General features: G+C 63.9%; 12 protein-coding genes. 3 read left to right on the top strand and 9 right to left on the bottom strand.

The genetic code is table 11. The features are described from left to right. Window positions 1-56 precede the first annotated feature (56 nt). From ACX0MV_RS14490 to ACX0MV_RS14465, 6 genes are read right to left on the bottom strand one after another with little or no spacing between them, the layout of a single operon-like run. Window positions 57-1,691: a BatD family protein gene (locus tag ACX0MV_RS14490; RefSeq protein WP_458983233.1), complete on the bottom strand. Its 1,635-nt coding sequence runs from the start codon at window positions 1,689-1,691 to the stop codon at window positions 57-59. Then, window positions 1,688-3,436 (bottom strand): VWA domain-containing protein, encoded by a 1,749-nt coding sequence (locus ACX0MV_RS14485; RefSeq protein WP_458983557.1) that lies wholly within the window; start codon window positions 3,434-3,436, stop codon window positions 1,688-1,690. The genes ACX0MV_RS14490 and ACX0MV_RS14485 overlap by 4 nt, the downstream gene beginning before the upstream one ends. An 11-nt stretch (window positions 3,437-3,447) precedes the next feature. Continuing rightward, complete coding sequence (locus tag ACX0MV_RS14480; protein WP_458983232.1) at window positions 3,448-4,479, bottom strand: vWA domain-containing protein; 1,032 nt, start codon at window positions 4,477-4,479, stop codon at window positions 3,448-3,450. Beyond that, the gene (locus tag ACX0MV_RS14475) at window positions 4,472-4,966 is read right to left on the bottom strand and encodes a DUF4381 domain-containing protein (RefSeq protein WP_458983231.1); all 495 of its coding nucleotides are present in this window, start codon (window positions 4,964-4,966) and stop codon (window positions 4,472-4,474) included. Before ACX0MV_RS14475 ends, ACX0MV_RS14480 begins: the two co-directional genes overlap by 8 nt. Further along, window positions 4,963-5,901, bottom strand: a complete 939-nt coding sequence (locus ACX0MV_RS14470) for a DUF58 domain-containing protein (RefSeq protein WP_458983230.1) — start codon at window positions 5,899-5,901, stop codon at window positions 4,963-4,965. The genes ACX0MV_RS14475 and ACX0MV_RS14470 overlap by 4 nt, the downstream gene beginning before the upstream one ends. A gap of 5 nt (window positions 5,902-5,906) precedes the next feature. Beyond that, window positions 5,907-6,887, bottom strand: a complete 981-nt coding sequence (locus ACX0MV_RS14465) for an AAA family ATPase (protein ID WP_458983229.1) — start codon at window positions 6,885-6,887, stop codon at window positions 5,907-5,909. 287 nt (window positions 6,888-7,174) lie between these two features. On the opposite strand from ACX0MV_RS14465, the gene ACX0MV_RS14460 reads away from it, so the two are divergent. Continuing rightward, window positions 7,175-7,399: a PLD nuclease N-terminal domain-containing protein gene (locus ACX0MV_RS14460; protein ID WP_458983228.1), complete on the top strand. Its 225-nt coding sequence runs from the start codon at window positions 7,175-7,177 to the stop codon at window positions 7,397-7,399. Between the two features lie 17 nt (window positions 7,400-7,416). Here the strand turns inward: ACX0MV_RS14460 and ACX0MV_RS14455 are convergent, their stop codons facing one another. Beyond that, entirely contained in the window at window positions 7,417-8,358 is a 942-nt protein-coding gene (locus tag ACX0MV_RS14455; RefSeq protein WP_458983227.1) for a 5-oxoprolinase subunit C family protein, read from the bottom strand. Then, entirely contained in the window at window positions 8,355-9,065 is a 711-nt protein-coding gene (gene pxpB, locus ACX0MV_RS14450) for a 5-oxoprolinase subunit PxpB (RefSeq protein ID WP_458983226.1), read from the bottom strand. Before pxpB ends, ACX0MV_RS14455 begins: the two co-directional genes overlap by 4 nt. 418 nt (window positions 9,066-9,483) lie before the next feature. On the opposite strand from pxpB, the gene ACX0MV_RS14445 reads away from it, so the two are divergent. Beyond that, on the top strand, window positions 9,484-14,361 hold the full coding sequence (locus ACX0MV_RS14445) for an NAD-glutamate dehydrogenase (RefSeq protein WP_458983225.1): 4,878 nt from the start codon (window positions 9,484-9,486) through the stop codon (window positions 14,359-14,361). Window positions 14,362-14,672: 311 nt separating this feature from the next. On the opposite strand, the gene ACX0MV_RS14440 is transcribed toward ACX0MV_RS14445, so the two are convergent. Then, window positions 14,673-15,557: a DUF6685 family protein gene (locus ACX0MV_RS14440; protein ID WP_458983224.1), complete on the bottom strand. Its 885-nt coding sequence runs from the start codon at window positions 15,555-15,557 to the stop codon at window positions 14,673-14,675. A 150-nt stretch (window positions 15,558-15,707) separates the two neighbouring features. Here ACX0MV_RS14440 and ACX0MV_RS14435 point away from each other — a divergent pair, with 150 nt between their 5' ends. Then, window positions 15,708-15,929: a DUF2835 domain-containing protein gene (locus tag ACX0MV_RS14435; protein WP_458983223.1), complete on the top strand. Its 222-nt coding sequence runs from the start codon at window positions 15,708-15,710 to the stop codon at window positions 15,927-15,929. Window positions 15,930-15,932 lie beyond the last annotated feature (3 nt).

Raw genomic sequence — 15,932 nt, 5'->3', positions numbered from 1 at the left:
TGCGTTGGTTGCTGTGCACCGCGTTTATCGCCGCAGTCATCTATGCCGCTTGCTTGTTACCGCGGATACAGCGGTGGCAGCGGGCTTGCTTCCTGGGCGGAGGTACTGTCAGTGGCTTCGATGGCAGGCAGGCTGCGGATCGCTTGCCAGAGGTCCTGACCTTGCCACTGTTGCCCGGTTTCGCTGTACAGCGCGCCGTTGAGCCCATCGAGCGCGTCGGACAGGGGCGCGAAGCGTGCCGCCATATCGGCCAGGGTTTCCGGTTGTTGGCGCGCCCAGGCGTCCAGCGCCTGGCGCGTGCCCTGGGTGTCGTTGGCCAGGCAGGCCCGCTTCAGGTCGTCGAGCAGCGTACGGGGGCTCGGCCCCGTCTGTGCCGCTCGCTGTACGGCGGGTTGGCGCCGGGCGCGCCACCACAGACCGAAACCCAGCGCGGTGGTCAGCGTCAGCAGTACGGTGCTCAGTTGCCAAGGCCAGAGTTCGTCGGCCTGGGCCAGAGCGGCAGGCTGGCTCTGTTCGACCGGCGTCTCGATCATCAGACTGGGGTTAGGCGCCACCTTGAGCGTGCGAGCGGGCAGGCTGGTGCGCTCGAGGCGGTCCTCATGGGTATTCCACCAGACCACTTCCACGGGCTTGAGCGTGAACTCTCCGTCACGGTTGGGCACCAGCGCTTCGCGCTCCTCGCGGCTGCCGATCACACCGTTTTCACTGAACTGATTGGCCAGCTGCGGCTGGTCAGGATACCGGCGCAAGCCTTGCGCTTCGGTGGCCGGCAGCGGGGGCAGCTGGGCGCTGGATAACCCGTCGACCTTGAGCATCAGGCTGCGCGTCAGCGAGTCGCCAACCTTGACGTTTTCCGGCTCCGGGCTCCAGGCTTCGGCGAGGCTCAGGGCCTTGGCCGGCAGCCAGGGCGCATCGCTTGGATAGCTGGCGGGCTTGGCCTTGACGGTCAACGGAATCTGCGGCGATTCCACCCGGGTGACCTTGCCTGGTGGTGGGCCAAACGGCAGGTAATCGTTGCTTCGCGACCGGTCGACCAAGGTCGCGCTGAACGTCTGGCTGGGGATGATCAACTCGCCGCTCTGCTGCGGAAAAATCGCATAACGCAACTCGATGACGCCATGCAGCACGCCATTGATTTCCTTCTCGTAGGTGCGCGGCTCGCCAAGCGCCTCGATTCGCGCTTCGGGCATTTGCAGCGGCGTCAGGCTGCTGTCGTCGTACAGCGAAACGGAGTGGTAGATGCGCAGCGTCAGCACGGTCTGTGCCTGTACGTAAAGGCTTTCCTGATCCACGCTGGCATCGATGAAAACCGCCGCAAGCGAGCTGGCGCTGCCACTTTCCTGAACATGCAGGGTAATGGGGACGGTCTGCCGGTCGCCTACTTGCAAGGGCGGAATCACCACGCCGCCGCTCTGTTTGGGCTGCAGGATTACGATCCAGCGGCTGGTGGCGCGGGCCTTGCCGTTGAACGTGCTCAGCTGTTTGACCTGTCGCGTGTCGACGACGGTGAACAGTGTGTGGAGCGGGCTCAGGTCCGGCATGTCGAACGAGGCGACATCGTCGGATTCGAGCGTCAGCTCGACCGTTTCGTCGAGGCTCAAGCGCGTGCGGTCGACGCTCGCGCTAACCGCCTGTGCGTTGTTCGAAAAGGCCAGCAGAAGCAGGAAAAAAGTGCAGAGCAGGCGAGTCATTGGCGTTGTTCCTGACGCTGTTGCTGTTCGTACCAGAATTTGCGCCGCAACAGCTCGCCCGGGTCGTCGGGGATTTGCCGCAGCCATTGTTCCAGGGCCTGTTTGCGCTCGCCGCTAAGGGCTTCGCCGGCGTTGGCGATCTGCTGTTCGCCTTCCTGGGTATCGTCGGGCGGGCTCGGCTCGGCTGGCGTTTGTTCCGCATCGCCGGGCTCGGGACTTTCCGGTGGTTGCGGGTTTTCGCCCGGTGGCGCGGGCGTTGACGGCTGCTGGCTATCGGCGTTCTGCTCGCCTGGCGCGCTTTGCCCCTGTTGCTGAGGCTGCTGGCCTTCCTGCGGCTGCTGCTCGGCTTCGTCGTCTTGTGAGGGTTGGTTCTGTTGTTGCTCGCGTTGACGCAGCAGCTCCTCCACCAGCGCCTTGTTGCTGAGCGCGGGGGCGAGGTCAGGTTGCAGCTCGAGCGCCTGTTGATAGGCTTCGAGCGCGGCTTCCAGCTCGTTGCTGTGGGCCAGGGCATTGCCACGGTTATAGTGCGCCGCGGCGCTGTCACCACGGGCAAAACGCTCCGCTGCCGCTGCGTAATCGCCGGCCTGATAGAGCGCCTGGCCTTGCCACTGAGGGTCGACGAAACGCTTCGCAGCCTCGGCGGGTTGGCCGTCCTGCAACAGGCGCTGGCCTTGTTGATCGGCGCGCAGCCACAGGTCGTCGAACTCGAGCGCGTAGCTGGGTTGCGGTGTGCCCAACAGCAGCAACGGCAGGCACAGCAGCCACCCGCGGCGGCCGGCGCAGGCCGCGAGCAATAACAGCGGCAGCAGCAGCCAGTGACCCTGGTCGGCCCATGCCTGCAGGCTCATCTGCTCACCGTCTTCACGCAGTTGTGATGGGCCATCGAGCAGGCCGAGGCTGCGCAGGTCGCGATCATCCAGCCGGGCCTGGCGGTAGCGCCCGCCAATCTCCTTGGCGAAGCGGCTGAGCCCGACACTGTCGAGTTGCGGAAGCAGAATCGCGCCTTGTTTGTCCTTGAGAAAACTGCCGTCTTCCTGAAGGATTGGCGCGCCCTGGGGCGTGCCGATGCCCAGTATCTGCAGGCGCTTGCCGTCTTCGCCCAAGGCCTGGCGAATGCCTGCGCGTTCCTGCTCGTCCAACGCACTGCCGATCAGCAACAGCCGGCCTTTACCCTGGGCGCCCTGTTCGAGCAGGGTCAGCGCCTGGATCACGGCAAGTTCAGCGCGCCGCCCCGGTTCGGGCATGATCGCGGGTTTCAGCGACTCAAGCAGGTTGCGGCTGGTCGCCAGGTCGTCGGACAGCGGCACCAGGGTATGGGCGCTGCCGGCGTACACCACGATTGCAGTTTGCGCATCGCGGCGTGCTTCCAGCAGGTCGAGCAGTTTGCGCTTGGCCTGTGCCAGCCGGTTGGGCGCAGCGTCGCTGGCGAGCATCTGCGGCGTCACTTCGAGCAGCACCACCAGCGGATCGGCCGGTTTCAGGTTGTTGTGCTCGATCCGCTGCCAGCTCGGCCCAAGCAGCGCCAGTACCGCGAGCAACCAGCCCAGGCCGAGGGCGATCCAGGGCAGGCGGCTGGTCTTGCCGCTGCCGCCACTCAGCAGCACGGCATGAAAGGCTGACGGCAGCAGGGTCTGCCAGCGGCCGATGCGTTTTTCGCGGTGCCACAGTTGCCAGAGCAGCCAGGCCAGCACGGGCACCAGCAGCAGCCAATAGGGCCGCAGCCAGTGAGGCCAGAGCATCTGCACGACGTCTTCAATCATGCCGACCTCCGGCGCAGGCGCTGGTAGATCCGGCTGCGCTGCTGTTGCAGTTGCGGCCACAGCGAGCGGAGCACCAGCAGCACGCTGAGCAGCAAGGCGCCGCCCAGCGGCCAGCAATACAGCGCCAGCGCCGGTCGCGCGAGGGTCGATTGCTGGGCCACAGGTTCGAGTCGGTCGAGGGTCGCCTCGATGGCGCGCAACTCTTCGCTGTCGCGCGCGCGGAAGTATTCGCCGCCGGTCATTTCGGCGATCCCGCGCAAGGTCGGTTCGTCCAGGTCAAGCCCGGGGTTGAGCCCGAACATGCCAAGGACGCCGCCTTGTTCCGGGTCCGCGCCGATACCGATCGGGTAGATGGTGACGCCTTCCTCCGCCGCCAGGCGCGCAGCGGTCATGGGATCGATCTCGCCGCCGGTGTTCGCGCCGTCGGTGACCAGTACCAGCACGCGACTCTGTGCAGGCCGCTGGCGCAGGCGTTTCACCCCCAGGCCAATGGCGTCGCCGATGGCCGTGTTCTTGCCGGCGATGCCGATCACCGCTTCGTCGAGCCAGGTGCGCACGGTCAGCCGGTCAAACGTCAGCGGCGCCTGCAGATAGGCCTGGCTGCCGAACAGGATCAGGCCGACGCGGTCGCCATGGCGGCCTTCGATGAAATCGCCGAGCAGGTGCTTGACCAGGGTCAGGCGGTCGACTTCCTCATCGTTCCAGCGCATGTCGGCGTAACTCATCGAGCCCGACACGTCGACCGCGACCAGCAGATCGCGACCGCTGGCGGGCAAGGGCAGCGGCTCGCCGACCCATTCGGGGCGGGCCGCCGCGCACAGCAGTAGCAGCCAGACCAGCAGAAACGGCAATTGCTGGCGCCAGCCCGGCAGGCTGGCTTTGGCACGACGCCCGGCCAGGCCTTCCAGTTCGGCGAGAAAACTGACGTTCAGCGCCGCTTCACCGCTGTCCGCCGCAGGCAGCAGCAGGCGCAGCACCCAGGGCAGCGGCGCAAGGAGGAAGACCCAGGCCCAGGTGAACTCAAACATGTTTGCGTATCCAGATCGCGACGGCCTGATTGAGCTCGTCGACAGCCTTGTCCTGCAGCGTGCAGCGCGGACGGTAGGCGCCTTCCACCAGAATCATCCAGCGGGTCAGACCGGCGGCCGGGCAGCGGCTGTCGAGGAAGGCCAGCCAGGCACGGCTGCTGAGGATATGGCTGTGGCTGTCGGGATACCGCTCGCGGCACAAACGCTTGAGCACGCCGTTTAGCTGCTGCAGCCAAGGTCCGGCGGGCGCACCGTCGTAGGGCTTGCTCAGCCGCTCGAGTTCGCTCAGGGCGGCCAGCCGCAGCGGATCGAGGCTCTGCTCGTCCACCACCGTCTGGCGTTTACCCGGCAGGCGCTTGAGCAGGCGAACCAACCCCCACAGCAGCAGTGGCAGCAGCATCGCGAGCAGCCACCAGCCAGGCGCCGGCGGCCACCAGCCAATGGCGGCGGGCGCGATCAGCGGTTCGAGCTGGTCGAGCGGGTTCATGGCTTCTTCCCCGGCCGTGCGTTGAGGTGATCACGCAGTTGCTCGATCATTTCCCGTTGGGTGCTCAGAGACAACAGCGGTACGCCGAGCTTCTGTGCCAGGCGCTGCCAGCGGGCCTGACGCGCATCGGCCTGGTTGCGATAGGCCTGCCGCAGCTCGGCATTGTGGGTGTCGAGCTCCAACTGCGCGCCGCGCTCGGCAAAACGCAGCAAGCCAGCGGCGGGCAGGGCGTGGTCCAGCGGGTCAGACACCGGCAGCAATAACAGGTCGGTATGCCGCGCCAGCAGAATCAGTTGCTGCTCACCGCCGTCGCTGAGGGTGCGTTCGTCGCAAATCACCACCACCAGGCTGCCGGGGCGCAGCACCTCTCGTGCGCGTCGCAGCGCCAGGCCAAAGCTGTCGCGCGCTGGCTGGGCTTCGCTGGACAGCGCCTGGTTGGCCCGCGCCAGGCGATTGAGCAGTTGCAGCAGGCTCTGCTTGCTGCGCCGCGGCTTGATTTCGTGATGCTCCAGGTCGCCGAACACCAGCCCGCCGATGCGATCGTTGTGGCCCAGCGCCGCCCAGCCGATCAGGCTGGCCGCCTGCGCCGCGAGCACCGACTTGAACATCAGTCCGGAGCCGAAGAACAGTCGCTGGCTCTGCTCCACCAGGATGTAGATGGGCCGTTCGCGCTCTTCATGAAACAGCTTGGTGTGCGGCTCCTGGGTGCGTGCGGTAACGCGCCAGTCGATGGTGCGCACATCGTCGCCCGCCTGATAGACACGCACCTGGTCGAAGTCCACACCCCGCCCGCGCAGCTTGGAATGGTGCAGGCCGATCAGCGGGCTGCGCTGGGCCGGGGTGGAGAACAGCTGGACCTCGCGCACGCGGTGGCGCATCTCGATCAGCTCGGCGAGATTGACGCGAATACCGGGTTGCGTGGGAAGGGCGTGCATAGAAGTCAGGCGACGGCAACCACATCGAGAATGCGTTGCACCACGCGGTCCTGGTCGATGCCGGCAGCTTCCGCTTCGAACGACAGGATGATGCGGTGGCGCAACACGTCAAACAGCACGGCCTGGATGTCTTCCGGGCTGACGAAGTCGCGTCCGGCGAGCCAGGCATGCGCGCGTGCGCAGCGATCCAGTGCAATCGAGCCGCGCGGGCTGGCGCCGTAGGCGATCCACTCGGCCAGCTCAGGGTCGAACTTGCCTGGCGTGCGTGACGCCATCACCAGCTGCACCAGGTATTCCTCCACCGCATCGGCCATGTACAGGCCGAGAATTTCCTTGCGAGCAGCAAAGATCGCCTGCTGGCTGACCCGGTGCTCGGGCTTGGCTTCGCCATTGAGCGCTTCGCCGCGGGCCTGGGCGAGGATCTTGCGCTCGACGCTGGCGTCCGGGAAGCCGATCTTCACGTGCATCAGGAAGCGATCGAGCTGGGCTTCCGGCAACGGATAGGTGCCTTCCTGTTCGATCGGGTTCTGCGTCGCCATCACCAGAAACAGCGGCGACAGGTTGTAGGTGCTGCGCCCGATGCTGACCTGGCGTTCGGCCATGGCTTCGAGCAGCGCCGACTGCACCTTGGCCGGAGCGCGATTGATTTCGTCCGCCAGCACCAGATTGTGGAAAATCGGCCCTTGCTGGAACACGAAGCTGCCGGTCTCGGGCCGATAGATTTCGGTGCCGGTGATATCCGCCGGAAGCAGGTCGGGCGTGAACTGAATGCGGTGGAACTCGGCTTCGATGCCCTCGGCCAGTTCCTTGATCGCCTTGGTCTTGGCCAGCCCCGGCGCGCCCTCGACCAGCATGTGGCCATCGGCGAGCAGGGCGATCAGCAGCCGTTCGATGAGTTTTTCCTGACCAAGAATCTGGGTTGAAAGAAATTGCCGCAACTCAAGCAGCGCGCCGCGATGCTGTGCGCCTTTTGTCTCTTCAGTCATGTTCCCGACACCCTGTGTATACCGATTCGCCCCGGAGAGTCCGCGTCGCCGAACAGAGGTCCTGCCGCTGGTTTGGCCTGACCGTCGTGTTGAACTCCAGCCGCGGGGCGGCGTGAGGCGCCATGGTCGCATAACTGCGGGGCGCGTCGTACTGACGGCGCGCACGAATTTTATATGGGGCGAGCGCCCTGAGCGACTCGGCTATCGGGCCGTGCTTCCAGTAAATGGTTGGAACCTGTGGTGAGCCGGGATGGCCAGACCTATAGGTACTCACGAGGAGCAAGGCCATGTCTGACTTCGCAATGCTGTTTGCCATCGCGGTGGCGGTGATCGTCATCCTGCTCGACCTGTGGGCAATTCTGAGCGTGTTTCGCAGCAATAAGAATGTGAATACCAAGGCCTTATGGGCGATCGGCATTAGCCTGTTGCCGGTCATCGGCTTGATTGCCTGGGGTATTGCTGGGCCGCGCGGTGTGGTCGAAGGGCCGAGCTCGCCCGAGCACAGCAAATAGGCGAGCGTATGGCGCCCCTAGTCTGGCTGCCATTGCTTGAGCAGGCGCAGATGGGCGTGCTGGGCGGTTTCCTGCAGGACTGGCTTGAAGCGCAGCGTTTCGCCCGGCATGCATTGCGCCAGCCGCGCCACGGCCTGGGGAGTCAGCGCGCCGAGGCGGGGGTAGCCGCCGATGGTCTGCCGGTCATTCAGCAGGATGATCGGCTGGCCATCCGGCGGTACCTGCACCGCTCCCAGCGGAATGCCTTCGGAAATCATCGCCGGGCGTTTGCTGCAAAGGCTCGGGCCAAGCAGGCGCATGCCCATCCGATCAGCGCGCGAGTCGATTTTCCAGTTGCTGTTGAACACGTCAAACAGGCTCTGCCCGCTGAAGTCGCCAAGCTGGGCGCCCATGATCAGCTCTAGGCAGGGCGCAGGCGAGAACCGCGGAATCAGCGACGTGGCCATGCTGCGTTGCACCCGTATGTCGGCGCACCAGTTCAGCTGATCGCCCGCCGCCAGCGCCTTGCCGGTGCCGTCGAGCCCGCCGAGTGTTTCCCGCGTCATGCTTGAACAGCTGCCAAGTACCGGCGGCGCATCGAAGCCGCCAGGTGCGGCGAGATAGGCGCGGGCACCCAGCCGTGGCTGCGCGAAGCGCAGGCGTTGGCCTTGTCGAACGCTGAAAGCACTCCAGGGTGGCAGCGGTGCGCCGTCCAGGGTGGCGCCCAGGTCTGCACCGGCGACTGCAAGGACACCGTCCTGCTGACACAGCAGTTCGAAGTTGCCCAGGGTGATTTCCACCACGGCCGCGTCAAGCGGATTGCCCAGCAGCCAGTTGGCCCAGTACATGGAAATCCAGTCCAGCGCGCCGCTCTGGGTGACCCCCAGATGGCGTACGCCGAAGCGTCCCGTATCCTGCAGCAGGATAAACGGGCTGCTGCGTTCGACCTGCAAACCGGCACCGCGAACGGGACTGTTCATAGCGCCTCCAGCGGGCTGTCGTCGCCGCCCAGGTGGATAAATTCGGCATGGTCGATAGGCACGAAACGCACCCGGTCGCCCGGCTGCAGCAGGCTGTAGCCATCAATCGAGTGATCGAAGAGGGTGGTCGGGCAGCGGCCCAACAGGTTCCAGCCGCCCGGCGACGCGGCTGGATAGACCGCGGTCTGGCGCTCGGCGATACCGACGCTGCCCGGTGCGATGCGCTTACGCGGTGTGCTCAGGCGCGGTGCTGTCAGAGCGTCTTCCACCAATCCCATAAAGGCGAAACCGGGCGCAAAACCCAAGGCGAACACCTGATAAGTGCGACCGCTGTGGCGCTGAATCACCTGCGCCTCGCTGAGCCCCGAGCGCTGGGCCACTAGCGTCAGCTCAGGGCCGACGCTGCGGTCATACCAGGTCGGTAGGTCATGGCAGCGGCCGCCTTCAGCACTGGCCGGTTGCAGGTCGATAAATGCCTCGGCGATCAGCTCGCGAACCTGTGCCGCCGTGACGCGTTGAAGATCATAGTGCAGCAGCAGCGTGGTGTAGGACGGCACCAGGTCGATCAGCGCAGCGCCGAAGGCGGCACGCAGCCGCTCGCTGGCGGCCAGTATCCAGGGCATGTTGCATTCATCAATGCTGTCGAACAGGCGCAGGATCAGGCTGTCGATCCCGGCTATTTCGAGTGTCGGAACGGGTGCGCTCATGCAGGGTCCATGGCAGTGAATGTCATCAAGCGCGCATCAGGGGTTACCGCAGCGCGCCTGGAACCGGGTTCGCAAGGATAGCGCGCAGGCGCAACGGGTGAGCAGGGTAATGAGCCGGGTTTGCCGTGCTGGCAGCTCTGTTAGTGAGACCCGCGCCGAGGTTTTGCCCGGTTTCAGCGGCTGGGGTGGCGCAGTTGAAAGAAAATGTCGCAGCGCGGCAAGCGCTTGACGGCGTTCCCTCGTTAAGCTCGACCAGCAAATTGTGACCGGTGAGTCGCTGATGTCGCCAACGTTCCGAGGCAGCCGCTTTTATGCAATCGCTGCCCGCTGAACTAACGTTGAACCGAGACATTGCGCCGTCAGTTGCAACTCATGACAGCCCCTAGTCGAATCCCCAGCCAAACGGAGCATAAAAAACATGGCGTTCTTTACGGCGGCCAGCAAAGCCGACTTTCAGCACCATCTGCAAGCGGCACTGGCGCAGCACGTTAGTGAACAGGCATTGCCACAAATTGCCCTGTTCGCCGAGCATTTCTTCGGCATCATCGCCCTCGACGAACTGACCCAACGCCGGCTTTCCGATCTGGTTGGCTGCACCCTGTCATCCTGGCGTCTGCTCGAGCGGTTCGACCCCGCCAAGACCGAAGTCCGCGTCTTCAACCCCGATTACGAAAAGCACGGCTGGCAGTCGACTCACACCGCCGTCGAGATTCTCCACGCCGACATCCCGTTTCTCGTCGACTCGGTGCGCATGGAACTGAACCGTCACGGTTACAGCATCCACACCCTGCAAAACAGCGTGTTCAGCGTTCGCCGCAATCCCAAGGGCGAGCTGCTGGAGATCCTGCCTAAGGGCTCGCAGGGTGAAGACGTCAAGCAAGAAGCGCTGATGTTCCTCGAAATCGACCGTTGCGCCAGCACCAGCGAGATGAAAACCATTGAGAAGGCGCTGCATGACGTCTTCGCCGAGGTACGCCAGAGCGTGGCTGACTTCCGGCCCATGAAGGCCAAGGCCCAGGAACTGCTGACCTGGTTGGCCAAGGTCAAGCCAGGTCAGGCCGGACTCAATGTTGACGCCGCCGAACTGGAAGAAATCAAGGTGTTCGTCAATTGGTTGCTGGACGACCACTTCACCTTCCTTGGCTATGAAGAATTCACGGTGACCGAAGCCCCGGGCGGCGGCGCTATCGTTTACGACGAGAAATCCCTGCTCGGTCTGTCCAAACGCCTACGTAGCGGTTTGAGCAGCGACGACCTGCATATCGAACCGGAAGCCCTGAATTACCTGCGCGAACCCCTATTGCTGTCGTTCGCCAAGGCTGCGGTGCCAAGCCGTGTGCACCGTCCGGCCTACCCGGATTTCGTGTCGATTCGCGAACTCGACAGCAAGGGACGGGTCGTCAAGGAATGCCGGTTCATGGGCCTTTACACCTCGGCGGTGTACGCCGAAAGCGTGTGGAATATCCCTTATATCCGTCGCAAGGTGGCAGTCATCGAGCAGCGCGCCGGTTTCGACAGCAAGGCGCACCTGGGCAAGGAACTGGCTCAGGTTCTGGAAGTGTTGCCACGCGATGACCTGTTCCAGACGCCGGTCGACGACCTGTGCGACACCGCGCTGGCGATCGTGCAGATTCAGGAACGCAACAAGATTCGGGTATTCCTGCGCCGCGATCCTTACGGCAGGTTCTGCTATTGCCTGGCCTACGTGCCGCGCGATGTGTACTCCACCGAAACACGCCTGAAGATCCAGCAGGTGCTGATGGAGCGCCTGCTAGCGACCGACTGCGAGTTCTGGACGTTCTTCTCCGAGTCGGTGCTGGCGCGGGTGCAGTTCATTCTGCGGGTCGATCCGAAGAACAAGCTGCAGATCGATCCGGCGCGTCTGGAAAAAGAAGTGATTCAGGCGTGCCGTTCATGGAAGGACGATTACGCGAGCCTAGTGGTGGAAACCTTCGGCGAAGCCCAGGGCACCAATGTGCTGGCCGATTTCCCGACGGGTTTCCCGGCTGGTTACCGCGAACGTTTCGCCCCGCATTCGGCGGTGGTGGACATGCAGCACCTGCTCAACCTGAGCGCCAAGCGCCCGCTGGTGATGAGTTTCTACCAACCGCTGTCGCCAGATGGCCAGCAGCTGCACTGCAAGCTCTACCACGCCGACACGCCGCTGCCGCTGTCGGACGTGCTGCCGATCCTGGAGAACCTGGGCCTGCGCGTGCTGGGCGAGTTCCCGTATCGCCTGCACCAGCTGAACGGCCGCGAGTTCTGGATTCACGATTTCGCCTTCACCTATGCCGAAGGCCTGGACGTGGATATCCAGCAGCTCAACGACACGCTGCAGGACGCCTTCGTCAATATCGTCGGCGGTGAGGCCGAGAACGATGCCTTCAACCGCCTGGTGCTGACCGCGGCGATGCCGTGGCGCGACGTGGCGTTGCTGCGGGCCTATGCCCGCTACCTCAAGCAGATTCGCCTGGGTTTCGACCTGAGCTACATTGCCGGCACCCTCGTCAACCACGCCGATATCGCCAAGGAACTGGTGCGCCTGTTCAAGACCCGTTTTTACCTGGCGCGCAAGCTCAGTGCGGATGATCTGGAAGACAAGCAGCAGAAGCTTGAGCAGGCGATTCTCAACGCCCTGGACAACGTCGCGGTGCTCAACGAAGACCGTATCCTGCGCCGCTACCTGGACCTGATCAAGGCCACCCTGCGCACCAACTTCTACCAGACCGACGCAGCCGGGCAGAGCAAGTCCTACTTCAGCTTCAAGCTCAATCCGCGGGCCATTCCCGAAATTCCCAAGCCGGTGCCGAAATTCGAAATATTCGTCTACTCGCCGCGGGTCGAGGGCGTGCACCTGCGCTTCGGCGACGTTGCTCGCGGCGGCCTGCGCTGGTCGGATCGGGAAGAGGATTTCCGTACCGAAGTGCTCGGCCTGGTTAAGGCGCAGCAGGTGAAAAACGCCGTCATCGTGCCGATGGGCGCGAAGGGCGGGTTCATTCCGCGGCGCATGCCGGTGGGCGCGAGCCGCGACGAGGTGCTGGCCGAAGGTATTGCCTGCTACCGGATTTTCATCAGCGGCCTGCTCGATATCACCGACAACCTCAAGGAAGGCAGCGTCGTGCCGCCGGCCAACGTGGTTCGTCATGATCAGGACGACCCGTATCTGGTGGTTGCGGCCGATAAGGGCACCGCGACCTTCTCCGACATCGCCAACGGAATTGCCGGCGAATACGGCTTCTGGCTGGGCGATGCGTTCGCCTCCGGTGGTTCTGCCGGTTACGACCACAAAGGCATGGGCATCACCGCCAAGGGCGGCTGGGTCAGCGTGCAGCGGCACTTCCGCGAGCGCGGTATCGATGTGCAGAAGGACAGCATCACCGTGGTCGGCATCGGCGACATGGCCGGCGACGTTTTCGGCAACGGCCTGCTGCTGTCGGAAAGCCTGCAACTGGTGGCAGCGTTCAACCACCTGCACATCTTCATCGACCCGAACCCGGACGCGGCGAAGAGCTTCGTCGAGCGCAAGCGCCTGTTCAACCTGCCGCGCTCCAGCTGGGCCGACTATGACAGCGCGTTGATCTCCGCTGGCGGCGGAATTTTCCAGCGCAGCGCGAAAAGCATCGCGATCAGCCCAGAGATGAAAGCGCGCTTCGACATCAGCGCCGACAAGCTGGCACCGAATGAGTTGCTCAACGCGCTGCTCAAGGCGCCGGTCGACCTGATCTGGAACGGCGGCATCGGCACTTACGTCAAGTCGAGCAAGGAAAGCCACGCGGATGTGGGCGACAAGGCCAACGATGCCCTGCGGGTCGACGGTCGCGAGCTGCGCGCCAAGGTGGTCGGCGAGGGCGGCAACCTCGGCATGAGCCAGCTGGGGCGGATCGAATACGGCCTCAACGGCGGCGCCAGCTTCACCGACTTCATCGACAACGCCGGCGGCGTGGACTGCTCGGACCACGAGGTCAACATCAAGATCCTGCTCAACGAGATCGTGGCCGCGGGCGACATGACCGGCAAGCAGCGCAATGTCCTGCTGGCCCAGATGACCGATGCGGTCGGCGGCCTGGTACTCGGCAACAACTACAAGCAGACCCAGGCACTGTCGCTGGCCGAACGCCGCGCTCGCGAGCGTTTGGGCGAATACAAGCGGCTGATGTCGGCGTTGGAGTCGGCCGGCAAGCTGGACCGTGCGCTGGAATTCCTGCCGTCAGACGAGGAGCTGAACGAGCGTGCTGCCAATGGTCAGGGCCTGACGCGGCCGGAGCTGTCGGTGCTGATTTCCTACAGCAAGATCGACCTGAAGGAGTCGCTGCTCAAATCCCTGGTGCCGGACGACGATTACCTGGCGCGCGAGATGGAGACTGCGTTTCCGCCGCTGCTGGCGGAGAAGTTCGGTGATGCCATGCGCCGCCACCGGCTGAAGCGCGAAATCGTCAGCACCCAGATCGCCAACGATCTGGTCAACCATATGGGCATTACCTTCGTTCAGCGGCTGAAGGAGTCCACCGGCATGAGCGCTGCCAACGTGGCAGGTGCCTATGTCATCGTGCGTGATGTGTTCCGTCTGCCGCACTGGTGGAAGCAGATCGAGGCGCTGGACTACAAGGTGCCGGCCGAGCTGCAACTGGCGCTGATGGATGAGCTGATGCGCCTGGGGCGCCGTGCCACCCGCTGGTTCCTGCGCAGCCGCCGCAACGAGCTGGATGCGGCCCACGACGTTGCACATTTCAGCCCGCGTATCGAAGCATTGGCGCTGCGGCTGGACGAGTTGCTCGAAGGCCCGGCCCGTGAGCAATGGCAGGCGCGCTACCAGGGTTATGTCGAGGCCGGTGTGCCTGAGGAACTGGCGCGGGTGGTGGCGGGTACCAGCCATCTGTATACGCTGCTGCCCATCATCGAAGCCTCGGACGTTACCGGTCAGGATCCTGCCCGTGTAGCTGCCGCCTACTTTGCGGTAGGCAGTGCGCTGGAGTTGTCCTGGTACCTGCAGCAGATCACCAACTTGCCGGTGGAAAGCAACTGGCAGGCGCTGGCGCGCGAAGCCTTCCGCGATGACCTGGACTGGCAGCAGCGGGCGATTACCGTATCGCTGCTGCAGATGGTCGACAGCCCCGCGGATATCGAAGTGCGTGTGGTGGGCTGGCTGGAGCAGCATCGTCGCCTGGTTGAGCGCTGGAAAACCATGCTCGCCGAGTTGCGTGCTGCCACAGGGACCGATTACGCCATGTATGCGGTGGCGAACCGGGAGTTGATGGACCTGGCCCAGAGTGCTCAGCGCGGGGTAGGTGGTTCCTGAACGGCTGATCGAGCTACACCTGAGCCCCGCCTAGTGCGGGGCTTTTTATTGCTATGTACCCTTGCGGGTTACACGGGGCGCCCAGGGAAGTACAGCGCTCGCCATCGGTAGGGTGCGCTGTGCGCACCAGCGTCTGCTGGTATTGACGTTTGTGCGCACTGCACAGGCGGCGTGCATCCTCGATTTCGCACCCTACGAATTAGCCCCTTATACCTGGGCGCCGATACCTAAGCGCAACAGAGTAGGGAGAAATAGTTTTTCATTGGCAGCAGCCAGAGAGGTAAGAGCGGCGATGCAGTGATTCGCTAATTTCAGTGCAGCGGAGCCAAGTGCTCGATGTAGGCGATCACGTCCGGCGCGCCAGCCAGCCGCAGGCCCTCGCCCAGCGCGTTGGCCTCGCTGGAATGCTTGGGCAGCAGCAGGGCTTCCGGTGCGCCTGGTTTACGCAGCAGCGCCAGACGTGCGTAAGGCAGGCCGTTATCCAGCAGCAAGCCCATGAAGGTCGGATCGCTCCAGGCCGCGGCGGGCATCGCCAGCACATGGTAGCGCTGCTCCAGCTCGGCCAGGCCGGCGCGACTCAGTTGATAGCGGGTGAATTCAGCGGGAAGCGTCACTTCCAGTTCGCGGCGTCGGGCATAGGCGACCGCGCAGGCAAACGCTTCGCTGTGGTGTTCTCCCGCCCAGAACACTCGATCACCGCGCCAGCTGGCCTGCCGCAGCTCGATTGCCTCGCCAGCCATGAAACGAGGCAGTGCCAGGCTGATGGTCTTGACGAAATCCTTGTAGCTGATGATGCGCACCTGCCGGCAATTTTCGCAGGCGGCATAGTCTTCGAAACTGGCAAAACCTGCATGGTCTGAAGCGCAGTGGGATAAGCCGTTGATAAGACGCAGGTCGAATGAGGTCAGTCGTTGTTGTTGCTGCTCGACGACATTGGCCAGTGCGGCATGGGCCTGGGCCTTGTCTTCCTGCACGGGGCCGGATAGCGCGTTGCGCGGCAGGTCAACCAGGCGGTGAAGCGGGGCACCGTCGAGCCAGCAGATACTTTCCGTGGCGGCAGGCAGGGCGCTGAACGGCAGACGCAGGGCGCTGGCGCGCGCCAGGATCTGTTTCGGCGCACGACCGATGATGCCCAGGCGCTGTGCCAGGCCAGCGAGGCGCGAGCTTAACGTGGACGACTGTTCGGACAGACTCATGGCCAAATGAGCACTCTAGGGTGATCGTCACAAGTGTGGCAGAGCATGGTAGCCGGTGCACAGGCTTTGCCGGCCAACTTGAGCGGGGTTTTGCGAGTATAAAATAGCGCGTGTGGCAAAATTATCGCATTCCTCTGCAAAGGTGCCTCCATGCCCAGTCTAGTACTGGATGTCGCTGTATCGGCCGAACGATTTATGGCGGTCTATCAAGGTCGGGCCAACCGCATCCTAGCGCGCAGTCGCGATGGTCGGAAGGTCAGCGTGCCGGCCTACCATTTTCGGCCCTTTTTGACTCGTGAAGGCGTCTACGGTTCCTTCGAGATGGAATTTAGCGTGGCTGGTGAATTAATAAACCTGCGGCGACTGTCCTGAGCG

The sequence above is a fragment of the Pseudomonas cistanchae genome (assembly GCF_054483635.1).
This window is presented reverse-complemented; position numbering and strand designations above follow the sequence as displayed.